Annotated in this window: 18 protein-coding genes; 6 read left to right on the top strand and 12 right to left on the bottom strand. The window is 69.5% G+C overall.

Annotated features, from left to right (window positions below):
* Together Q8Q77_RS19055 and Q8Q77_RS19050 are read left to right on the top strand one after the other, a co-directional pair.
* Window positions 1-438 (top strand): pirin family protein (locus Q8Q77_RS19055; protein ID WP_305585480.1); only part of this gene is annotated, 438 nt, incomplete at its 5' end.
* A gap of 188 nt (window positions 439-626) precedes the next feature.
* Window positions 627-1,892, top strand: coding sequence for a DUF418 domain-containing protein (locus Q8Q77_RS19050; RefSeq protein WP_305585479.1), 1,266 nt, complete (start codon window positions 627-629; stop codon window positions 1,890-1,892).
* On the opposite strand, the gene Q8Q77_RS19045 is transcribed toward Q8Q77_RS19050, so the two are convergent.
* From Q8Q77_RS19045 to Q8Q77_RS19035, 3 genes are all read right to left on the bottom strand, one after another.
* On the bottom strand, window positions 1,889-2,866 hold the full coding sequence (locus Q8Q77_RS19045) for a nitronate monooxygenase family protein (protein WP_305585478.1): 978 nt from the start codon (window positions 2,864-2,866) through the stop codon (window positions 1,889-1,891). The genes Q8Q77_RS19050 and Q8Q77_RS19045 overlap by 4 nt on opposite strands.
* Window positions 2,867-2,946: 80 nt before the next feature.
* On the bottom strand, window positions 2,947-3,951 hold the full coding sequence (locus Q8Q77_RS19040; RefSeq protein ID WP_305585477.1) for a phosphotransferase family protein: 1,005 nt from the start codon (window positions 3,949-3,951) through the stop codon (window positions 2,947-2,949).
* Window positions 3,952-3,970: 19 nt separating this feature from the next.
* Window positions 3,971-4,756, bottom strand: a complete 786-nt coding sequence (locus Q8Q77_RS19035) for an SDR family NAD(P)-dependent oxidoreductase (RefSeq protein WP_305585475.1) — start codon at window positions 4,754-4,756, stop codon at window positions 3,971-3,973.
* 128 nt (window positions 4,757-4,884) lie between these two features.
* On the opposite strand from Q8Q77_RS19035, the gene Q8Q77_RS19030 reads away from it, so the two are divergent.
* Window positions 4,885-5,676 carry a glutathione S-transferase family protein gene (locus tag Q8Q77_RS19030; RefSeq protein WP_305585473.1) on the top strand — a complete coding sequence of 264 codons (792 nt, stop codon included), beginning with the start codon at window positions 4,885-4,887 and terminating at the stop codon, window positions 5,674-5,676.
* 66 nt (window positions 5,677-5,742) lie between these two features.
* Entirely contained in the window at window positions 5,743-6,915 is a 1,173-nt protein-coding gene (locus tag Q8Q77_RS19025; protein ID WP_305585472.1) for a CaiB/BaiF CoA-transferase family protein, read from the top strand.
* On the opposite strand, the gene Q8Q77_RS19020 is transcribed toward Q8Q77_RS19025, so the two are convergent.
* The 9 genes from Q8Q77_RS19020 to Q8Q77_RS18980 form a co-directional block, all read right to left on the bottom strand.
* A complete protein-coding gene (locus Q8Q77_RS19020) occupies window positions 6,912-7,787 on the bottom strand; it encodes an SDR family oxidoreductase (RefSeq protein ID WP_305585471.1) in 876 nt (291 codons plus the stop codon). The genes Q8Q77_RS19025 and Q8Q77_RS19020 overlap by 4 nt on opposite strands.
* 47 nt (window positions 7,788-7,834) lie before the next feature.
* The gene (locus tag Q8Q77_RS19015; RefSeq protein ID WP_305585483.1) at window positions 7,835-8,593 is read right to left on the bottom strand and encodes a sterol desaturase family protein; all 759 of its coding nucleotides are present in this window, start codon (window positions 8,591-8,593) and stop codon (window positions 7,835-7,837) included.
* 135 nt (window positions 8,594-8,728) lie between these two features.
* Window positions 8,729-9,802: an AraC family transcriptional regulator gene (locus Q8Q77_RS19010; protein ID WP_305585469.1), complete on the bottom strand. Its 1,074-nt coding sequence runs from the start codon at window positions 9,800-9,802 to the stop codon at window positions 8,729-8,731.
* Between the two features lie 7 nt (window positions 9,803-9,809).
* Complete coding sequence (locus Q8Q77_RS19005; protein ID WP_305585468.1) at window positions 9,810-10,607, bottom strand: 3-hydroxybutyrate dehydrogenase; 798 nt, start codon at window positions 10,605-10,607, stop codon at window positions 9,810-9,812.
* A gap of 4 nt (window positions 10,608-10,611) precedes the next feature.
* Window positions 10,612-11,412 carry a peroxide stress protein YaaA gene (gene yaaA / locus Q8Q77_RS19000; protein WP_305585467.1) on the bottom strand — a complete coding sequence of 267 codons (801 nt, stop codon included), beginning with the start codon at window positions 11,410-11,412 and terminating at the stop codon, window positions 10,612-10,614.
* A 7-nt stretch (window positions 11,413-11,419) separates the two neighbouring features.
* The gene (locus tag Q8Q77_RS18995) at window positions 11,420-12,829 is read right to left on the bottom strand and encodes an FAD-binding oxidoreductase (RefSeq protein ID WP_305585465.1); all 1,410 of its coding nucleotides are present in this window, start codon (window positions 12,827-12,829) and stop codon (window positions 11,420-11,422) included.
* A 22-nt stretch (window positions 12,830-12,851) separates the two neighbouring features.
* Window positions 12,852-13,739 (bottom strand): L-threonylcarbamoyladenylate synthase, encoded by an 888-nt coding sequence (locus Q8Q77_RS18990; RefSeq protein ID WP_371130484.1) that lies wholly within the window; start codon window positions 13,737-13,739, stop codon window positions 12,852-12,854.
* Window positions 13,740-13,747: 8 nt separating this feature from the next.
* A complete protein-coding gene (locus tag Q8Q77_RS18985) occupies window positions 13,748-14,986 on the bottom strand; it encodes a YceI family protein (protein ID WP_305585464.1) in 1,239 nt (412 codons plus the stop codon).
* A gap of 9 nt (window positions 14,987-14,995) precedes the next feature.
* Window positions 14,996-15,601, bottom strand: coding sequence for a YceI family protein (locus Q8Q77_RS18980; protein ID WP_305585463.1), 606 nt, complete (start codon window positions 15,599-15,601; stop codon window positions 14,996-14,998).
* A gap of 83 nt (window positions 15,602-15,684) precedes the next feature.
* Between Q8Q77_RS18980 and Q8Q77_RS18975 the strand changes: the two genes are divergently transcribed.
* Window positions 15,685-17,430: an acyl-CoA dehydrogenase gene (locus Q8Q77_RS18975; protein WP_305585461.1), complete on the top strand. Its 1,746-nt coding sequence runs from the start codon at window positions 15,685-15,687 to the stop codon at window positions 17,428-17,430.
* A 382-nt stretch (window positions 17,431-17,812) separates the two neighbouring features.
* Window positions 17,813-19,582, top strand: coding sequence for a response regulator (locus Q8Q77_RS18970; RefSeq protein WP_305585460.1), 1,770 nt, complete (start codon window positions 17,813-17,815; stop codon window positions 19,580-19,582).
* Window positions 19,583-19,734 lie beyond the last annotated feature (152 nt).

The following is a 19,734-nucleotide window of genomic DNA, read 5'->3' as shown; positions in this document are numbered from 1 at the left end:
GGCGACGTCCAGGTGATGAGCGCGGGCACGGGCATCCGTCACGCGGAGTTCAATGTCGAGCCGGTGGCGACCACGCTTTTTCAAATCTGGATCCTGCCGACCAAGGCCGGCGGCGAGCCCTCCTGGGGGGCGCGGCCCTTTCCCAAGGGCGACCGGGCCGGGAAGTTCGTGATCCTGGCCAGCGGCCTCGACGGCGACACTGACGCCCTGCCGATCCGCGCCGACGGCCGGGTGGTGGCCGCGACCCTGAAGGCCGGCGAGAGCGCCGAGTACCAGCTTGGCGAAGGACGCTACGCCTATCTCGTCCCGGCGACCGGTTCCGTCGAGGTCAACGGCGTCACCGCCCGGGCTCGCGACGGCCTGGCCATCCGCGATGAAAGGACCGTCCGGGTCACCGCCCTGGAAGACGCCGAACTCGTCCTGGTCGACGCGGCCTAGACGATCCCCTCGGTCTCGCGCCCTCCCGGGCCGGACCCCAACGGCCCGCGCGAGACCCACGGCGGGCGGAGGCGTCGCACACACCGCGCCTCCGCCCCGCCGCGCTCCTGCGAACGGCGTTCCGCCGATTGACACCATCTCCCTGGGGCGCATCCTCCCGCCCTCGGAGCCTCGGGGGAGGAACGTCTGTGAGCGGATCCACGGTGGGCGACCGCCACCTATCCATCGACGCCGTGCGCGGTTTCGCGGTGTTGGGCATCCTGCTGATGAACATCGTCGGCATGGGCATGCCGTCCTTCGCCTATATCAACCCGACCTATGCGGGCGGGCATGAAGGCGCCGACCTGTGGACCTGGGCGGTCAACAACGTCTTCACCGACGGCAAGATGCGCGCCCTGTTCACAATGCTGTTCGGGGCCAGCGCCGTGCTGATCGCCGAGCGCGCCGAAGGCGGACCGCTCAGCCCGCTGCAGACCCACTATCGCCGGCTGTTCTGGATGTTCGTGATCGGGATGATCCACGCCTACTTCCTGTTCTTCGGCGACATCCTGGTCTGCTACGCCCTCGCCGGGCTGGTCATCTATCCGTTCCGGAAACTCGACGTCCGGCTGCAGATCGGCGTCGGCGCGCTGGTCCTCGTCGCGCTGCTGACCAAGAACGTCCTGGGCTCCTACCAGCTCGAGGCCTTGCACGCCGCGGCCACGGCGCCGGGCGCGTCCGCCGCCGCCCTCAAGGCCTGGCAGGAGGCGTCAATGACCCTCATGGCCCCGCCCGCCATGGCCGCCCAGGAGCTCGCGGGTTTCGGCGGCGGGTTCATGGACGCCCTGAAGGCGCGCGCCAACATGGCCATGCTGCTGCAACTGGTCTTCCTGCCGACCGACACCCTGCCGGAGGCGATCGGCCAGATGTTCATCGGCATGGGCCTATTCCGCCTGGGGTTCTTCACCCTGGGATGGTCGAACCGGGCCTATGGGACGGTGATCGCCGTGGGCTACCTGATCGCCGCGCCGATCACCGCCTGGCTGGCCTGGATGATCTGGAAGGCCGACTTCGACCCCCTCAAGCTGCACGAGCTGGAGGTCTGGCAGTCGGCCACCCGGCCGTTCATCGCCCTGGCCCACGCCAGCGTGCTGCTGCTGATCGTCCGCGCCGGCCTCCTGCGGGCGCTGTTCGACCGCCTGGCGGCGGCCGGACGCATGGCGTTCAGCAACTATCTGGGGACGTCGATCGTCACCAGCCTGGTGTTCTGCGGCTACGGGCTTGGCCTCTACGGCCAGCTCTCACGCTTCGAGCAACTGGCCGTGGTGCTCGGCGTCTGGGCCCTCATCCTGCTGTGGAGCAAGCCATGGCTGGCGCGGTTCCACTACGGGCCGCTGGAGTGGCTCTGGCGCTCGCTGGTCCATTGGCGGCTGCAGCCGTTCGTGCGGCCGCAGCCCGCCGCGGCCGCAGCCTAAGCGTCGGCCTTGACGCGAAGCCGGCCCGCCCGGTCCAGGGCGGCCTCGGCGTCGGCCACCAGGCGGCGCACGATCTCGCCCGCCGGCAGCACCTCGTGCACGCCGCCCGCCGATTGGCCCATGGCGAAGCAGGACTTGTCGGGGTCCAGACCCTCGATCTGGCCACCGATCCCGCCCATCACCCCGGCGCGGCTGGACAGCATGGCCTGCATCGGGAAGGCCTGGATGTCCTGCGGCCGGGTCTCCCATTCCTCGACATAGGGGTTCTTGCGCACCCGCATCGGCTTGCCGGAATAGGAGCGCGTGCGGATGGTGTCCTCGTCGGCCGCCTCCAGAATCGTTTGGCGATAGAGCTCGCCGGCGTGCGCCTCGTCGCTGGCGATGAACCGGGTGCCCATCCAGACGCCGACGGCGCCGAGCGCCAGCGACGCGGCCAGGCCGCGCCCGTCATAGAGGCCGCCCGCGGCCACCACCGGGATCTTCACCGCCTCGACCGCCTGGGCCACCAGCGGCATGGTGCCGACCAGGCCGGTGTGGCCGCCGCCCTCGCCGCCCTGGCAGATCACCGCGTCGCAGCCGGCCTGTTCGGCCTTCACGGCGTGCTTCACCGCCCCGCAGACCACCATGACCTTGAGGCCGGCCTTCTTCAGCTTCTCCATGATCGGCATGGGCACGCCCAGGCCCGCCACGAAGCTTGAGGCGCCTTCCTCGATGATGATCTCCACCGACGCCGTCAGGCTCTCAGGCGAGGCCGCCAGCAGATCGACCCCGAACGGCTTGTCGGTCAGCGACTTCACCTTGCGCATCTCGTCGCGGATGAAGTCGGGCGAGCGCCCGGCCATGCCCAAGACGCCATAGCCGCCGGCGTTCGAGACGGCCGCGGCGAGCTCGGCGTAGGAGACGCCGCCCATGCCGGCCAGCATGACAGGGTGCTCGACGCCCAGCAGGTCGCAAAGCGGGGTGTGCAGGGTCATGGCGTTCCTCCGAGGTCTTGTTGGGCGAAGGATGGCGCCCCGCGCGGCCCAAGGAAACCATGACCCAAGGTCACCGGCGATCAGAACAGGTCGGCGAGCCCGTCCACGAAGGGCCGCGCCCACGCGCTGAAGGTCCGTCCCCTCGTCCAGTCGGCGCGGTGCTCGGGCCGCGTGAAGTACTCCCAGATCAGCAGGCGGTCGTAGAGCGCGTGCAGCGAGGTCCGCGCCGGGTCCCGAGGTCCGCCGCCAGCTGCGCCGCGATAGGCGTCGATCAAGGCCTTGGCGAGGGTGGGGTCTTGCCCAAGATAGTTGGCCGCCTGACGGCAGAGATCAGCCTCCCCCGCGCCGAAGCTGGAGGTCATCAGGTCGACCACCCCGGTGATCGCCCAGCCCCCGCTCCGCGGCTCGGCCAGCAGGTTGTTGAGGCTGAAGTCGTTGTGCAGGTAGACCGCCGCGCCGCCGGCCTCGGCTGCGGCGGCCCGCTCCGCGACGCCATCGATCCAGGCGCGATCCTCGGGCGATAGGGACCCGGACCGCGCGGCGTAGCCGGCATGACGGTTCACGTCGACGATGACGTGACCGATGTGTCCCTCGGCGAAGGGCGCGACGTCCTGCAGCGCCATGTCGAAGTCCCCGGCGGCCTCCCAGGTCAGGGTCTGGAGAGCGGCGAGGGTCTCGCCCTGCTGGCGCGCGATCGCGAGTCGATCCTCGGTGGAAAGGCCGGCGATGATCGCCGGATCCGCCATCGCCTGGCCCGGCAGGCGCGGGGTGATGATGTAAGACCAGCCGAACAGGTCCGTGGACGTCTCCAGCCACTGCGGCCAGGCCACCGGCGCCCGGGTCCACTCCGCCAGCAGCCGGGCGAAGAACACCTCCTTGGCGAACTGCCAGTCGCCATGCTGGGCGCCGCGGAAGACGAACTCGCCCTGGCTGGTCTCCAGCATGACGTTCTGGCCGAACAGACCGAAGGCCACGGGTCGGGCTGCGCGCAACACCCCTAGGTCCAGGCGGTCCAGGGCTTCTTGGAATTGAGCGTCTGAGATCGCGCCCAGCCGTTCGGAGTAGGTGCGGGCGGCGCCGGTCAAGGTTCCGCCCGCCGGGTCATCAAAAGATCGCGTAGCCGCCGTCGATCAGGAAGCTGTCGCCGGTGTGGAAGCTGGACGCGTCCGAGGCGAGATAGACCGCCATGCCGCCGAAATCCGCCGGCTGGCCCCAGCGGCGGACCGGTACCCGCCTGATGACCTGATCGTTGAACTTGTCGTTGCCCTGGGCGCCCGCCGTCATATCGGTGGCGATCCAGCCCGGCAGGATGGCGTTGGCGCGCACGCCGTAGCGGGCGTGCTCCACGGCGATGGAGCGGATCATCGAGATCACCGCGCCCTTGGTGGCGGCGTAGGCCTCGTTGCGCGCGGCGCCGTCGACAGCCGAGAGCGAGGAGATCGCCACCAGCGAACCGCCGGCCTTGTCGCCGGAGCCGGCCCGCTCGACCATGTGCTTGCAGGCCTCGCGGAAGGTGAAGAACACCCCGTCCAGATTGACGGACAGCACTCGCCGATAGGTCTCGGTGGAGAACTCCGAGAACGACGGCGCCCCGCCGCCGACCCCGGCGTTGGCGATCACCGTGTCGACCCGGCCCATCTTGGAGACCGCCTCGACCATGCCGGCGCGCACGGCCTCCTCGTCGGCCACGTCGATCACCTGGGTCAGGACCCGGACACCGGCGTCCTTGAGCCGGTCCTCGGCGGCGGCGTTCTTCTTCGGGTTGGAGCCCCAGATCACCACGTCGGCGCCGGCCTGGGCCATGGCCTCGACCATCCCGAAGCCGATGCCGCCATTGCCACCGGTGACCAGCGCCACCTTACCCGTCAGATCGAATGGCTTATAGGCCATGGCCGCCTCCCTCGCGTGTTTCGAACACTTGTTCGGGAGAAGGACCCCCTGAAGCGGGGGCCGTCAAGGTGGGCCTGTTGACTTCCCTGCCGTCGTGGCCGCGCGATGGCGGCGGGAGGACCACCGCCATGCTGACGCTCTACGATCACCCGCTTTCGCCCTATGCCCAGAAGGTCAAGATCGCGCTCCGCGAAAAGGGCGTGGCCTTTGAAACCGTGTCGCCGGGCGGCCTGGGCGCCGGCGGAGCGCAGGGCGAGTTCGTCGCCGCCAGCCCCCGCGCAGAGGTCCCGGCCTTGGTGGACGGAGATGTTTCGGTGTTCGATTCCACCATCATCCTGGAATACCTTGAGGACCGGTATCCCGAGACGCCGATGCTGCCGGCCTCGCCTGCCGACCGCGCCCGGGTGCGGATGCTGGAGGAGGTGATGGACACCCATTTCGAGGCCATCAACTGGGGCCTTTCCGAGATCCGCTGGTTCCGCCGCGCCGAGGGCGAACTGGCTCAGACCCTGCTCTCCAAGGCCGCCGAGCAGACCCAGGGATTCTTCACCTGGCTGGAAGGCCAGCTCGGCGAGCGCCCTTGGTTCAACGGCGAGACCTTCGGCTGGGGGGACCTGGCCGTGGTCCCCTACGTCAACGGCGCGGTGGGGCACGGGAACCCGCCGGCCGAGGGCTCGAAGCTGGCCGGCTGGCTGGCGCGGGCCAACGCCCGCCCGTCGGTCACGGCGACCTCGGGGGAAGCCGCCGCCTCCGTCCGCGGCTCGGCCATGCCCAATGTCGCCGAGCTGGTGGAGAAGGGTCTGTTCAAGCGGGAATACCGCGACCACCGCCTGGAGTGGATGATCAAGAGCGGTGGCGTCGAGGTGGTCCTGCGCGGCCTTGAGCGCAAGAACATCCGCTTCTGCCCGGCCTTCGGCTAGGGCGGGCTGATTGTCGCCCCCGCCCCCCCGTGCTTTGCTGGACCGTTCGCGCATGAGGAGACCGGGATGCTGCTCGAAGGTTTGAAGGTCGTCGAGATGGCGACCTGGGTGGCGGGTCCCGGCTGCGCGGGCGTCATGGCCGACTGGGGCGCGGAGGTTATCAAGGTCGAGAGCCCCGACGGCGACGCCACCCGCGCCTTCTATCCCGACACGGCCGAAAGCCCGGGCAACCCGATTTTCGCCATGGAGAACCGCGGCAAGAAGGGCGTGGTGCTCGACATCACCAAGCCCGAGGGTCGCGCCGCGCTGATCGCGCTGCTGCGTCAGGCCGACGTCTTCATCACCAATGTCCGGCCGGGCTCGCTGAAGCGTATGGGGCTCGACTATGAGAGCCTGAAGGGCGAGCTGCCGCGCCTGATCTACGCCGCCGTCACCGGCTACGGCCTGACCGGGCCGGAGGCCGATGTCCCGGCCTTCGACATCACCGCCTTCTGGACCCGCAGCGGCGTCGCCCGCGCCATGATCCCGCCGGACCAGGAACCCTTTCCCTCCCGCCCGGGCTTCGGCGACCACACCACCGCCCTGGCGACCTTGTCGGCTGTCCTCGCCGCCGTGCACGAGCGCACGTCCACCGGCCGGGGCCGGCTGGTGGAGGCCAGCCTGATCCGCGCCGGCGCCTACGCCATCAGCTGGGACCTGTCGCTGCAGCTCCGCTACGGCCAGGTCGTCACCGCCCAGCCGCGCGATGAGCGGCCGGTCCCCATTTCCGGCTTCTTCCGCACCGGCGACGATCGCTGGGTCTGCATCGTGCCGCGCACCGTCGACTGCTTCACGAACATGATGATCGTGATCGACCGGCCGGAAATCCTGGCCGACGAGCGCTATGAGACGCCGATCACCGACCTCGCCGTGGTTCGGGAAGTCCGCGCCATGATCGACGAGGCCTTCGCCGGCATGACCCTGGCCGAGGCCTCCGAACGCCTCACCGCCGGCGACCTGGCCTGGGCGCCCATGGCCACCCTGGCCGAGCTGGCCGACTCCGACATGGCCCGGGAGGCCGGCTGCTTCGAGACCGTCGCCGATGGCTGGGGCGGGACGTTCCGCGCGCCCGCCGCGCCGGCCCGCTTTCCGGAAGGCGCGCCGCCCGTCGGCCGCGCCGCGCCCAAGCTCGGCGAGCACACGCGCGAGGTGCTCATGGCCGCGGGCCTGCGGCCGGAAGAGATCGACGCCCTGCTCTAGGTTAGCCGCGCCGCGAAGGCCTCGACAACGCTGTCGCCGGTGGGGTCGACCACCTTCGGCGCCACCACCTGGCGGGCGAAGTCCGAGGTGATGTAGCGGAAGTGCGGCGTGTCAGTGGTGGCGGCCTCGACGATGATCGCGGCGATGTCGTCGCCGGTCTGGCCATATTCGGCGAAGACGTTGGTGGTCGCGCCCATGTACTTGCCGAGGATCTCAGCATAGGGCGGCTCGAAGCCGGCCAGGTCGCTGGTGGCCCGGACGCTGGCCACGAACTCGGTGTTGATGGGACCGGGCTCTATCAGGCTGACCTGGACGCCCAGCCGGCGGGCCAGGGGCGCGAAGGCCTCCATCATACCCTCGACGGCGAACTTGGCGGCGCAATAGGCATCGTTGAAGGGCTGGCCGATCAGGCCGCCGATGCTGGTCACCGAGATGATCCTGCCCGCGCCCGCTTCGCGCATGTGGGGGAAGACCGCCTTGGTCATCCGCCAGACGCCGAAGAAGTTGATCCCCATCACCCGTTCCAGGTCAGCGTCGGTGGTTTGTTCGATCCCGCCCAGGAAACCCGCCCCGGCGTTGTTCACCAGCACGTCGATGCGGCCGTATTTGCGGATCACCTTCTTGACGCAGGCGTCGATGGACTTGGGCTTCTGGACGTCCAGCTTCTCGACGTGGACCTTGACCTTCAGCGCCTTGGCCTGGGCCAGCAGGTCGTCCTGCTTGCCCGTGTCGCGCATGGTGGCGATGGTCGTGTAGCCGGCCTGGGCGAACCGCAGGGCGGTGTGGAGGCCGACACCGGACGAGGTCCCGGTGATCAGCACGACCGGCTTGGATTTCGACTTGAACATCAGGGCGCCTCGCAGGGCGGCCACGCCGGCCGCCCGCGACCCTAGCGCGCGGGCGGCGGCCCGCCCACCGTCTACTCGGCGGCCACGGCCTCGCGCCGCCGGAAGATCGGCCGGCGCACGGCCTGGGCGAACCGGGCGGCATAGTCGGGGTGCTCGGTGCCCATCCAGCGGTCCCAGTGGGTGAAGTAGAGGCCGTAGTTGTAGCCGGCCTGGGCGTGGTGCAGGTCGTGGTGGGTGACCGTGGTCAGCCAGGGTAGGAGCGGGCGGCCGCCGCGCGTGGCCGGGAACAGCTCGTAGCCCGAGTGGCCGATGGTGTTGCGCACGATCTGGTGCAGCATGAACAGGCCCACGACCGGCCAGGCCGTCGGGACCAGCAGCACCCAGATCGGCACGAACAGGGCGTTGATCGCCGCCTCGCCCAGATCGAAGCTGTAGGCGGTGAACGGCGAGGGATTGTTCGAGCGGTGATGGCGCCGGTGGAAGACACGGAACAGCCGCCGGTCATGGATCATCCGGTGGGTCCAGTAGAACCAGGTGTCGTGGGCCAGCACCATCAGGCCGAGGCTCACCCAGAACCAGGCCGGCCCCCAGGCCTGGGCGATCCTCGGCCCTTGCAGCACGCCGGCGCGGTCGAGGCCGAAGGTCAGCAGGCCGACGGTCGAGAAGATGGCGATGGAGCGGACCGAGCATCCGAACTCGGTCAGGAGCTGGCGGGCCGGGGGCGTCTCGTCACGGATCTTGCGGGCCCGCAGCGCGGGGCCCAGCAGCACCCAGAGCACGAGCCAGACGCCGACCGCGAAGATCACGTAGCGGGTCACATCCTCCTGCATGCTGCCAAGCCAGACGCGCAGAACGGGGGGCAGATCGAGTTCGCTCACGGCGCAATTCCTCCGACGCTTTCGATGCCGGAAGACTGATGCGGGTGGCCGAAGCCGTCTCGCCGATTGCGAAAATGGCAAGTGATTTCAGGTTTCGGCGCGACTTTCGGAGATCGGCGAGGTTCCGGTCTGCCGCCAGGCGGTGGGGGTCACGCCGGTCGCGGCCTTGAACGCCCGGTTGAACGGTCCGAGGGATCCGAAGCCCAGGTCGTAGGCGACCGACGAGACGGGCTTGCGGACCTGATCCGGATCGCACAGGGCGGCCTTGGCCGCCTCGATGCGGCGGGCGTTGACGAAGGCCGTGAAATTGCGGTGCCCGAGGCTCCCGTTGATGAGGCGGCGCAGGCGATGCTCGGGCAGCGCCAGGTGGTCGGCCAGGCTGCCGATCGTAAGGTCCTCCCGCCGCCAGACATGGTCGTCGTCCATGGCGCGGTTGAGCCGTGCGAGCGCGGCCTGGTCGGCGCCGTCGAGGCGCGCGCCGTCGCGCGCCGCCGGCGCCGTGGCCGTCCTGTCGCCGCTCAACAACGCCGGGTCGAGCCGCAGGAGGGCCAGGGCGCCGGAAATCGCCAGCGCCGCCAGGGCGCAGGCCTGAACCAGAGGAACCGCGGGCACCCGTTCCCAGATCACGTCGCCGAGGTCGATGGCGGCGATCAGGAGTACGTAGGCGGCGGCCGCGGCCATGACCGGCCCGCGCAGCCGCCGCCTGGACTCGACCAGGTCGCCGCGCCAGCCGCGCCAGATCACTAGGCTGGCGTGCAGCACCAGAAGGATGACGAAGAGGCCGTACGCGAACCAGAAGGCGTCGCGCAGACCGCCGTCCGAGAACCGGCCGGCCAGCGCGAAAGCCGTGGAGACCGCCGGCGGGACCAGTCGCTCCGGCGGAAGCTGCGCGTCGTCGCTGAACAGCGTGACCGCAAAGGTCCAGAACATGCCGGAGCCCAGGGTCGCCAGCAGCCAGATCGCGAACTCGCCCGGTCCCAGCCGGCCGTGCAGGATCTGGCAGTCGGCGAGCGCATGGCCCATCGCCGTGGCGAAGAACACCGCCCCCACCACGCGGGCCGGCTCCGCCTGGCGCGAGATCGCCATGGCCGCACCCGTGATCGCGAAGACCCCGATCGCGGCGCCGCGCACCAGGCCGTCCAGGACCAGCAGGTCGATCATGGCGCGCTTAGGTCGCCGTCCAGCCGCCGTCGATGGACAGCGCCGCGCCAGTGGCCGACGCGCCCATGTCGGAGACCAGATAGAGCAGCATGCCGGCCAGGTGCTCGTACTCGACGAAGGTCTTGTTGGGCTGGGCCGCCAGGATGACGTCCTCGACCACCCGTTCCGGGGGGATGCCGCGGGCGATGGCCTGGTCGCCGATCTGCTTCTCGATCAGCGGGGTCTTCACATAGCCCGGGCAGATGGCGTTGGCGGTGATGCCGGTGCGGGCGAGCTCGACGCCCAGGCCCTTCGTGAAGCCCACCACGCCGAACTTGGCGGCCACGTAGGGCGCCTTGAACGCCGAGGCGACCAGGCCGTGGGCCGAGGCGATGTTGACGATCCGCCCGCGGCCCTGGGCCTTCATGATCGGGATGGCCGCACGACTGGCATGAAAGGTGGAGGACAGGATGATGGCGATCAGCGCGTCCCACTTCTCCGGCGGGAACTCATCCACCGGCGCCACGTGCTGGATGCCGGCGTTGTTGACCAGGATGTCCAGCCGGCCGAACTCGCGCACCGCGTAGGCGATGAGGTCGTTGATCTCCTCGGGCTTGGTCATGTCCGCGCCGTGATAGCGGATGGCGGCGTTGGTCCGCGCCTGCAGCGCCGCGCGGTCGGCCTCGATCTGCGCCGGATCGCCGAAGCCGTTGAGAATGACATTGACCCCCTGCTCGGCGAGCGCCCCGGCCAGGGCCTGGCCGATCCCGCTGGTGGAGCCGGTGATGACGGCCACATGGCCTTGCAGCCCATAGTCGACGGCCATGGCGTCAGTCCTTCTTCTTGCGCAGCTCGGAAACGAGCGGCGGCTGGGGCCGGGAGAACACCCACTCGGTGTCGCTCGAGGCGCTTTTCTGGAATTTGTAGCCCTCGCTGTCGAAGGCCCTGAGGTCGTCGGCGCGTTCGATGCGGTGGTCGATGGCGTAGCGGGCCATCAGGCCCCGCGCCTTCTTGGCGTAGAACGAGATGATCTTGGTTTCGCCGTCCTTCTCCTCGAAGAACCGGGCGGTCACCAGCGGCAGTTTCAGCGCCTTGAGATCGACCGCGCCGAAATATTCCAGGCTGGCGCAGTTCACCAGGGTGGGATCCTTCTGGCCGGCGCCCGCCTCGTTCAGCGCCTTGGCGATCCTGTCGCCCCAGAAGGCGTAGAGGGTCTTGCCGCGCCGGGTCTTCAGCGAGACGCCCATCTCCAGGCGATAGGGCTGGATGGCGTCCATCGGGCGCAACACCCCGTAGAGGCCCGACAGGATCCGCACATGCTCCTGGGCGTAGGCCAGGCCCTTCTTGTCGAGCTCGCGCGCCTTCAGCCCCGAATAGACGTCGCCGTTGAAGGCGAACGCGGCCTGCAGCCCCTCCTCCATCGCCGGATCGAAGGCCTGGAAGCGCTCGCGGTTCAGCTTCGCCAGGTTGTCGGAGAGGTCCATCATCCGCTTCAGGTCGATGACCCGCAGCTTCTTGGTGGTCTTGGCCAGTTCGGCGATATCCCCGGCCAGTTCCGGCGTGGTCACCGGCGCGGACGTCGCGGGCGCGGTGAAGTCCAGCGCCTTGGCGGGGGAGATGGCGATCAGCATGCGGGGCTCAGAACAGGACGCGCGGATTCATGATCCGCTTCGGGTCCAGGCTCTGCCTTATGGCGGAGAGCGCCGCAACCTCGACCGGACTTTTGTAGCGCCGCGCCTCCTCGGTCTTCATGGCGCCCAGGCCGTGCTCGGCGGAGATCGAGCCGCCCATGGAGGCCACGATGTCGTGGACGATCCGCGAACCGTCGCTGCGCCGGGCTGAATGAGCCGCGTCGTCGCCGCCGTCCGGGCGGATGATGTCGTAGTGGATATTGCCGTCGCCCATGTGGCCGAAGGCGGTCACCCGGCAGCCGGGGACGAAGGCCTCCATGGCCGTGGTGGCCTGCGCGAGGAAGTCGGCCACGCGGCTCACCGGCACCGAGATGTCGTGCTTCCAGGTCGCGCCCTCGGGCTTCTGGCCCGGCGACTGGTTCTCGCGGATCGACCAGAGGGCCTTGGCCTGGGTCCCGGTCTGGGCGACCGTGGCGTCGCGGACCAGGCCATCCTCCAGCCCCTTGGTCAGCAGGCGCTCCAGGGCGGCCTCCGCCGCGCCGGGCTCGCCCGAGGCGATCTCGATCAGCACGTACCAAGGATGGACCTCCGCCAACGGATCGCGCTGGTTCGGGATGTTCTTCAGCACGAACTCGATCCCGCGCCGGCCCATCAGCTCGAAGGCCTCGACGCCGGTCCCGGCGGTGTCCTTGGCGCGGACCAGCAGGTCGAGCGCGGCCTGGGGGCTGTCGACCGCGGCGATCGCGGTGGCGCGCGAGACGAGCACCGGGAACAGCTTCAGGCTGGCGGCGGTGACCACGCCCAGGGTGCCCTCGGCGCCGATCAGGAGCTGCTTGAGGTCATAGCCGGTATTGTCCTTGCGCAGGCGCTTCAGGCCATTCCAGACCTCGCCGTTGGGCAGCACCGCCTCCAGGCCCAGGACCAGCTCGCGGGTGTTCCCGTAGCGCAGCACCGCGGTGCCGCCGGCGTTGGTGGAGACCACCCCGCCGATGGTCGCCGTGCCCTCGGAGGCCAGGTCGAGCGGGAAGCGCCGGCCCTTGGCCAAGGCCGCCTCATGCACCGCCGCCAGGGTCACCCCGGCCTCGGCCACGATGACGTCGTCGAAGGCGTCGATGTCGCGGATGGTCGCCAGCCGCTCTGTGGAGAGCAGGATCTCGCCCAGCGGGATCTGGCCGCCGACCAGGCCGGTATTGCCCCCCTGAGGGGTGATCGGCACGCCGGCCTCGAAACAGATACCGACCACGGCGGCGACATCCTGCGTGGATTTCGGCAGGGCCAGGAACGGCGTCTCGCCGACCCAACGGTCGCGCCACTCGACCAGCTTGGGCGCCAAGCGCTCGGGGTCCTGGCTCCAGCCGCCCTCGCCCAGCACGGCCTTGAGGCGCGAGAGCACATCGGCGGGGACGGAGATGGTCATGCCCTAACCTAGCCCCTCGCCCCTAGCCGACAAAGCCCGCGGCGCGCTTCAGACGGTCGTTTATCGCCTCCCCCAACCCCTCGCGCGGGATGGGCGCGACGGCGATCGCGGAGGGATCGGTGCGGTCGGCCTCGCGCAGATAGGCGAACAGACGCGCGGCGGCCTCGCGCAGGTCGCCGGTGGGGCTGAGGTTCCAGCGGTGTGCGCCGGGGCCGAAGGCGAGATAGGCCTCGCCGGGCTCCGCGCCCATGGCCTCCAGCCGCACGGGCGCCCTTGGCGAATAGTGGCGGGCGAGACGGCCTGGAGAACGCTTGGCGTCGGCGTCGGCTTCGGCCAGCGGTCCGATCAGGGCCTCGATCTGCGCCCGGGTGACGGAGCCCGGCCGCAGCAGGCGCGGCGCGTCCAGCAGGGCGACGACGGTGGACTCCAGGCCGATCTCGCACGGACCGCCGTCCAGGGCCGCGCGGACCTTGTCGCCCGTCTCCTCCATGGCGTCGGCATAGATGGTCGGGCTGGGGCGGCCGGAACGGTTGGCCGAGGGCGCCACCACCGGGCCCCCAAACGCCACCAACAGCTGGCGCGCCAGGGGATGGGCCGGGATGCGCAGGGCCACGGTGTCGAGACCCGCGCGGGCCAGGTCGCAGACAGCGGTGTCAGGGGCGATCGGCAGGACCAGGGTCAGCGGCCCCGGCCAGAAGGCTTCCGCCAGCTTCCGCGCGCGGTCGTCGAACACCGCGAGGGTCTCGGCCATGGCCAAGTCTGCCACATGGCTGATCAGGGGATTGAACCGGGGCCGGCCCTTGGCCTCGAAGATCGCCGCCACGGCGACGGGGTCGGCGGCGTTCCCGGCCAGGCCATAGACCGTCTCGGTGGGCAGGATCACCAGGCCGCCGTCGCGCAGGGCCTGCACTGCGGCGGCTAGCGCCGCTTCGCCGTGAGGTCCACGTTGATCGCGACCTTGGCCGGTATCTGGTCTGTGCTCGTCCACTCGCCCTGCCCGACGCCGAAGGCCGTTCGGTCGAGGCTGGTTACACCGGAGAGCCGCGCCGTGTCGCCGTCGATCTTCAGGGTGAACGGCAGGCTGAGCGGCCGGGTCACCCCGCGCAGGGTCAGTTCGCCTTGGGCGACATAGCGATCGGCGCCCGTCTTGCGGAACCGGCGGGCGGAGAACACCGCCTTGGGATGGGCCGCGGCGTCCAGCCAGCCGCCGCTGGGCAGCACCTCGTCGCGCTGGCTGTCGCCGGTGTCGGCCGAGGCGACCTCGATCTCCACCCGGACCTGCGAGCGGTCCAGGGCCTCCGGGGCGAAGACGATATCGGCGCTCCAGCGCTGGAACCGGCCCTCGATGGCCGTGCCGCTGAAGGCGGTGGCGAAGCCCAGCGTCGAGCCCGGAGCCACCGCCCAGCGGCTGGGCTCACCGGGCGGGGCCGCGACGGCGGCCGGGGCGGCCGCAGCAGGAGCCGCCAGGGGAACGGTCGGCGAGGCGGCGGGTTTGGCGGCTCGAACCGGCGGCGAAACCAGGAAGCCGGCCGTTACGATCGCGCCGGCGGCCAGGACGATGGCGATCAACCGCGGCTCCAGCCAACGTCCGGCCTTGGCCCCCGGCGCCATGCGCGCCAGCACCGGTTCGTCGCGGGAGAAGAGCTGATGCTTAAGGGCGCCGGCCACGTGCAGAGCCAGCAGGCCCCAGGCCGTCCAGGCGAGCGACTTGTGGACGCCGTAGGCGATCAGGTTCCAGGCCATCTTGGCCGGCGCGGCCAGCTCGGCGAGGCCCGGCACATGCGGCCAGGGGAGCGTCCCATAAAGCAGAGTCGGGATGGTGATCTTGCTGGTGGAGACCACCACCCAGCCGCTCAGCGGCAGGCCGATCATGATCACGTAGAAGCCCCAGTGGGTGGCGACCGCCAGCCGCCGCTCCCACGGCGCCAGGGTCTCCGGCTCAGGCGGAGGTCGATGCGTCAGGCGCCAGGCGAGCCGCATCAGGCTCAGGGCTAGGATGGTGACGCCGACCGACTTGTGGAGCTGGATCAGGCCGAAGCCCTCCAGCGTGGTTCTCAGCCCATGACCGCGCCAACCGAGAATGAGCTGGAAGATGATGGCGGCCGCGATCAGCCAGTGCAGGGCGATCGCAACGAGGCTGTATCGGCTGCGGACCAAGCGTTTGCCCTATTTCCTGGTGAACTCGACCTCGAACATAAGCTCCAGATCGTCGCCCGCCATGCTGCTCATGGTCGACAGGCCGAAGTCCGAGCGCTTGATGCGGGTCGCGCCCGAGAAACCCAGCCGGGTTCCCGCGCCCAGCAGGCTGGGTCCAACGCCATTGAACACCACGTCCAGGTCCACCGGCTTGGTCACGCCCAGGAAGGTCAGGTCGCCATGGACGACGCCCCTGGCGGGGTCGCCTTCGACCTTGGTGGCGGCGAAGGTGATGGTCGGGTGTTTCCCGACGTTCAGGTAGCTCGGCCCGGTCAGGGTCTTGTCGAAGCCCGACACGTTGGTGCGCAGGGATGCCGCGTCGACGGTGATGACCGCCCGCGTCGCCCCCCAGTTGGCGGGATCGTAGGTGAAGGCGCCGGCCAGGGTGTCGAACCGGATGACGAACTGCGAGAACCCGCCCATGTGCGGGACCTTGACCAGCAGGCTCGCATGGCGCGGGTCCAGCGCGTAGTCGCCGGCCGGCACGCGGGCCGGATCCTGGGTGATGGGATCGGCGGCGGCCTGACCGCCCAGGGCAAGACTAAGGGCGATGGCGGCGAACATGTTCCTGAACATGGAGACGCCCTGGCATGCTGACTCGGCCCGCTTGGCCGCCCGGTCACCTTAGCCTAGAACGCGCCAGCAATAAGGAGCTCCCGATGACCTTCCGCGCCCCGGTCCGCGATCTTGCGCTTTCCCTGCAGACGGCGGGTCATCCGGCCCTGGTGGGCCAGGCCTTCCCCGACCTGGACGAAGACACCGTCATCGCGGTGCTCGAGGCCGCAGGCGCCTTCGTCGAGAGCGAACTTGCGCCGCTGAACCGCAAGGGCGACCAGGTCGGCGCGCGGTTCGAGAACGGCGTGGTCAGCGCCGCGCCCGGTTTCGCCCAGGCCTATCAGGCCTTCGTGGCCGGGGGCTGGAACTCGCTGTCGGCCGATCCGGAACACGGCGGCCAGGGGCTGACCAAGGCCATGGAGCTGGCCGTCTTCGAGATGGTCCACGCCGCCAACATGGCCTTCGGCCTCTGCCCCATGCTGACCCAAGGCGCCATCGAGGCCCTCGACCTGCACGGGACCGAGCGACAGAAGCGCCTGGTCCTGCCCAAGCTGGTGTCCGGCGAATGGACCGGCACCATGAACCTGACCGAGCCGCAGGCCGGTTCGGACCTGGCGGCCGTCACCACCCGCGCCGACCCCGACGGCGAAGGCGGCTACCGGCTGCACGGCCAGAAGATCTTCATCACCTGGGGCGACCACGACGCGGCGGAGAACATCTGCCACCTGGTCCTGGCCCGCCTGCCCGACTCACCACCGGGCGTGAAGGGCATCTCGCTGTTCCTGGCCACCAAGCGCCTAGTGGAGGACGACGGACAGCTGGGCGTGGCCAACGACCTGCGCGCCGGATCGATCGAGCACAAGCTGGGCATCCACGGATCGCCCACCTGCGTCATGCTCTTCGAAGGCGCGCGCGCCGAGCTGGTGGGTGAGGTGAACAACGGCATCGCCCATATGTTCGTGATGATGAACGCCGCGCGCCTTCAGGTCGGCGTCCAGGGCGTGGCCATCGCCGAGCGGGCCTTCCAGCAGGCGCTGGCCTTCAGCCAGGAACGCAAGCAGGGCCGTGCGGCCTGGGGCGCCGACGGGTCGATCTACGGCCACCCAGACGTCCGCCGCACCCTGCTGCTGATGAAGGCCAAGATCGAGGCCGCCCGCGCCATCTGCCTGACCACCGGGGTCTGCGCCGACCTCGCCCGGCTGGCGCCCACGGAGGCCGAGCGGACCACCGCCAGGCAGCGCCAGGAGCTGCTGACCCCCATCGCCAAGGCCTGGTCCACGGACATCGGGGTCGAGGTCGCCTCGCTCGGCGTCCAGGTCCATGGCGGCATGGGCTTCATCGAGGAGACCGGGGCAGCCCAACACTACCGCGACGCCCGTATCGCGCCGATCTACGAGGGCACCAACGGCATCCAGGCCATCGACCTGGTCGGCCGCAAGGTGGCGATGGAGGGCGGGGCGGTCATGGACGCGCTGTGCGCCGAGATGCACGCCACCGTCGCCGACCTCAAGGCCTCGGCAGGCCTGGAAGCCGTGGGCGCCCGGCTCGACGCCGGGATCGCCGCCCTCGAACGCGCCACCGACTGGCTGTTGCAGAACAAGGGCCCAAACGCACTCTCCGCCGCCACGCCCTACCTCAAGCTCGCCGGCGACGTCATCGGCGGCTGGATGCTGGCCCGCCAGGCCCTGGCGACGGCGGGCGCGGCCGACGACTGGTCGAAGAGCAAGACCGCCCTGGCCCGTCTCTATTCCGGCCAAGTCCTAGCCCAGGCGCCCGGACTGGCCGACGGCGTAATGGATGGCGCAGGCGACCTGGAAAGCGTCAGCGCCCAGGCGCTCGGGGCTTACTGACCCGATCCCAGGCCTAGTACCGTCGCGGCCGCCTCAGCGAGAAACGGACCGGCGCCGCGCGTAATGCAGACCGAACCGGCGTGGAGATCGACCGCGATTTTCTCAACCCGCCTGGAAAACCAGGTGAAGTGAATCTCGACATTACCTATAGGACGTCTAAGCAATACGACTCCGTCGATGATTATACTCTCGGCGGTTCGCCTGGCCGTCGTGGATATCTTGAACGCTACATTACTTTAGAGATGAACAATTACTTAAGCCGGCTATTCCGCACACTGAAATTGACGCTACGGCACCCGAAAATTCGCCCTAAGGGTGAGTGAAGGCGCACGAATCATCGCCCTATGCCTTGTAGCGGCTGCAGATTTCCTTGCGGAGAGCCTTGGCGGCGAACGGGATGCTGGAGCAGGCGACGGACATCACCCAACCTGAGGGCTTCATTCGCTATTCGCGCGGCGTGGCGCTGTCGCGACTGACTCTCATCGCCTGCTTTGTACTCCTCCTAGCTGCCTTCACGCCCTGGCGCATGGCGCTCCTCGGGGGACTGGAGTTCCTGCTCTACCTCGCGCTCTTCGTCACCACGGAAGTCGCCGCGCGCAACGCCGACCCGGTCAGGGCGGCCCGTCGCCTGCGTTGGCAGGCCGATGCGCTGATGTTCCTACTCGTCGCCAACGCCTGTTGGCTCGCGGTGCTCATTCGCCTCTACGACGACCCGCTCATGCAGGTCGAAGCGGCCCTGCTCGCGATCTGCGTCCTGTTGTTCGCGGCGCTGCGGCTTCACACCAACCAGGTCATCTATTTCGTCGGGGTCGCGCCGCCGGTGGCGACCCTGATCTGGATCGCCATCGACTGGTCAAACCCCCTGGCGCCCAATCACTACGCGCTCGCCATGCTGCTGTTCGTCGCCGCAGTCATGGTGGTGACCTGGCGCCAGCAATCCACCGACCGCAGCCTGACCCAGGCCATGCGAGACCTGACGCGCAAAAACGCCGCCCTGGCCGAGGCCACCGAGGAGGCCAAGGCGGCGAGCCGGGCCAAGACCGACCTCCTGGCCGTCGCCAGTCACGAGATCCGCACACCGCTGAACGCGGTGCTGGGTTTCGCCCATGCCTTGCGAAGCGAAGCCTTGACGCCGAGGCAGACCCAGATGGCGCGCGGCGTCCTGGAAGGCGGCGAACAGCTGACGCGGCTGCTGGACGGCATCCTGAACCTGACCCGCGTCGAGGTGGGTCAGGACCGGCTAAGCCCGGCTCCGGTTGATCTGCGCCAGTTGATCCAGTCGGTGATGCGGGTTTGGAGCGATCATGCGCGGGGCATCGGCGTCGATTTCGCCTTCGAAGACGCCGATCCGGCCCTGCCCTTCTTCGTGGAGGCCGACGCCGCCCGAGTGGAACAGACCCTGGTCGTCCTGGTCTCGAACGCGATGGACGCCGCCCCGTCCCATGGCCGTGTGACGGTGCGCCTCGCCGGCGTGGCGAGGAGCGACAGGCTGAGCGTGCTGATCGAGGTCGCCGACACCGGCCCAACCGTGCCGCCGGAGGACCGCCCACGGATGTTCGACGCCTTCGATCAGACCGCCCGTGGGCGCCTGCGGGGCGGAAACGGCATGGGCCTGGCGATCTGCGCCCAGAACCTGGCCCTGATGAGCGGCGAGATCGGGGTCGAAGACCTTGGGCGCGCGCCCGAGGGCGCGGTGTTCTGGTTCGCCTTCGACGCGCCCATCCACGCGCCGCCCACCGCCCCGCCGGCGGACGAACGGCGCATCGCGCACGAGATCCGCGTTCTGGCCGCCGAGGACAACCCGGCCAACCGCAACGTGCTCGCCGCGCTGCTAGCGTCGGCGCCGGTTTCGCTGGCCTTCGCCGAGGACGGCGCCCAGGCGCTGGAGGCCTGGCGGTCGCAGGCCTTCGATCTCATCCTGATGGACGTCAACATGCCCGTGCTGGACGGCCGTGAAGCGGTGCGGGAAATACGGCGGGCCGAGCCTGCGGGCGCGCGGACGCCGATCTGGATGCTGACGGCGAACGTCTTCGACGACGACATCGCGAACTACCTGGCCGACGGCGCCGACGGAGTCCTGGGCAAGCCGATCGACGTCTCGGCCCTGTTCGGCTTGCTCGCCAAGACGGCGGACGATCTCGATCGGGATTGAGGTCGCGGCCAGCTAGAGCCTGACCGCTGCTGATTGAATCGGGATTCCGGTTGTCTGCGGATCATGATTCAAGATGTGGGCTGGGCAGGAGGCCAGCTTGCATGGCGCGTCCTTACTCTTCTGACCTTCGGGATCGAGTGGCGGGGTTCGTG

The sequence above is a fragment of the Phenylobacterium sp. genome, assembly GCF_030698145.1.
GTDB lineage: Bacteria > Pseudomonadota > Alphaproteobacteria > Caulobacterales > Caulobacteraceae > Phenylobacterium.
This window is presented reverse-complemented; position numbering and strand designations above follow the sequence as displayed.

Bases quoted from the DNA above. Each gene is read 5' to 3' on its own strand.
- Q8Q77_RS19045 (WP_305585478.1), bottom strand. From the start codon at position 2,866: ATGACCCTGCACACCCCGCTTTGCGACCTGCTGGGCGTCGAGCACCCT.
- Q8Q77_RS19035 (WP_305585475.1), bottom strand. From the start codon at position 4,756: ATGGCCTATAAGCCATTCGATCTGACGGGTAAGGTGGCGCTGGTCACC.
- Q8Q77_RS19030 (WP_305585473.1), top strand. From the start codon at position 4,885: ATGCTGACGCTCTACGATCACCCGCTTTCGCCCTATGCCCAGAAGGTC.
- Q8Q77_RS19025 (WP_305585472.1), top strand. From the start codon at position 5,743: ATGCTGCTCGAAGGTTTGAAGGTCGTCGAGATGGCGACCTGGGTGGCG.
- Q8Q77_RS19015 (WP_305585483.1), bottom strand. From the start codon at position 8,593: ATGCAGGAGGATGTGACCCGCTACGTGATCTTCGCGGTCGGCGTCTGG.
- Q8Q77_RS19010 (WP_305585469.1), bottom strand. From the start codon at position 9,802: ATGATCGACCTGCTGGTCCTGGACGGCCTGGTGCGCGGCGCCGCGATC.
- Q8Q77_RS19005 (WP_305585468.1), bottom strand. From the start codon at position 10,607: ATGGCCGTCGACTATGGGCTGCAAGGCCATGTGGCCGTCATCACCGGC.
- yaaA (WP_305585467.1), bottom strand. From the start codon at position 11,412: ATGCTGATCGCCATCTCCCCCGCCAAGGCGCTGGACTTCACCGCGCCC.
- Q8Q77_RS18995 (WP_305585465.1), bottom strand. From the start codon at position 12,829: ATGACCATCTCCGTCCCCGCCGATGTGCTCTCGCGCCTCAAGGCCGTG.
- Q8Q77_RS18980 (WP_305585463.1), bottom strand. From the start codon at position 15,601: ATGTTCAGGAACATGTTCGCCGCCATCGCCCTTAGTCTTGCCCTGGGC.
- Q8Q77_RS18975 (WP_305585461.1), top strand. From the start codon at position 15,685: ATGACCTTCCGCGCCCCGGTCCGCGATCTTGCGCTTTCCCTGCAGACG.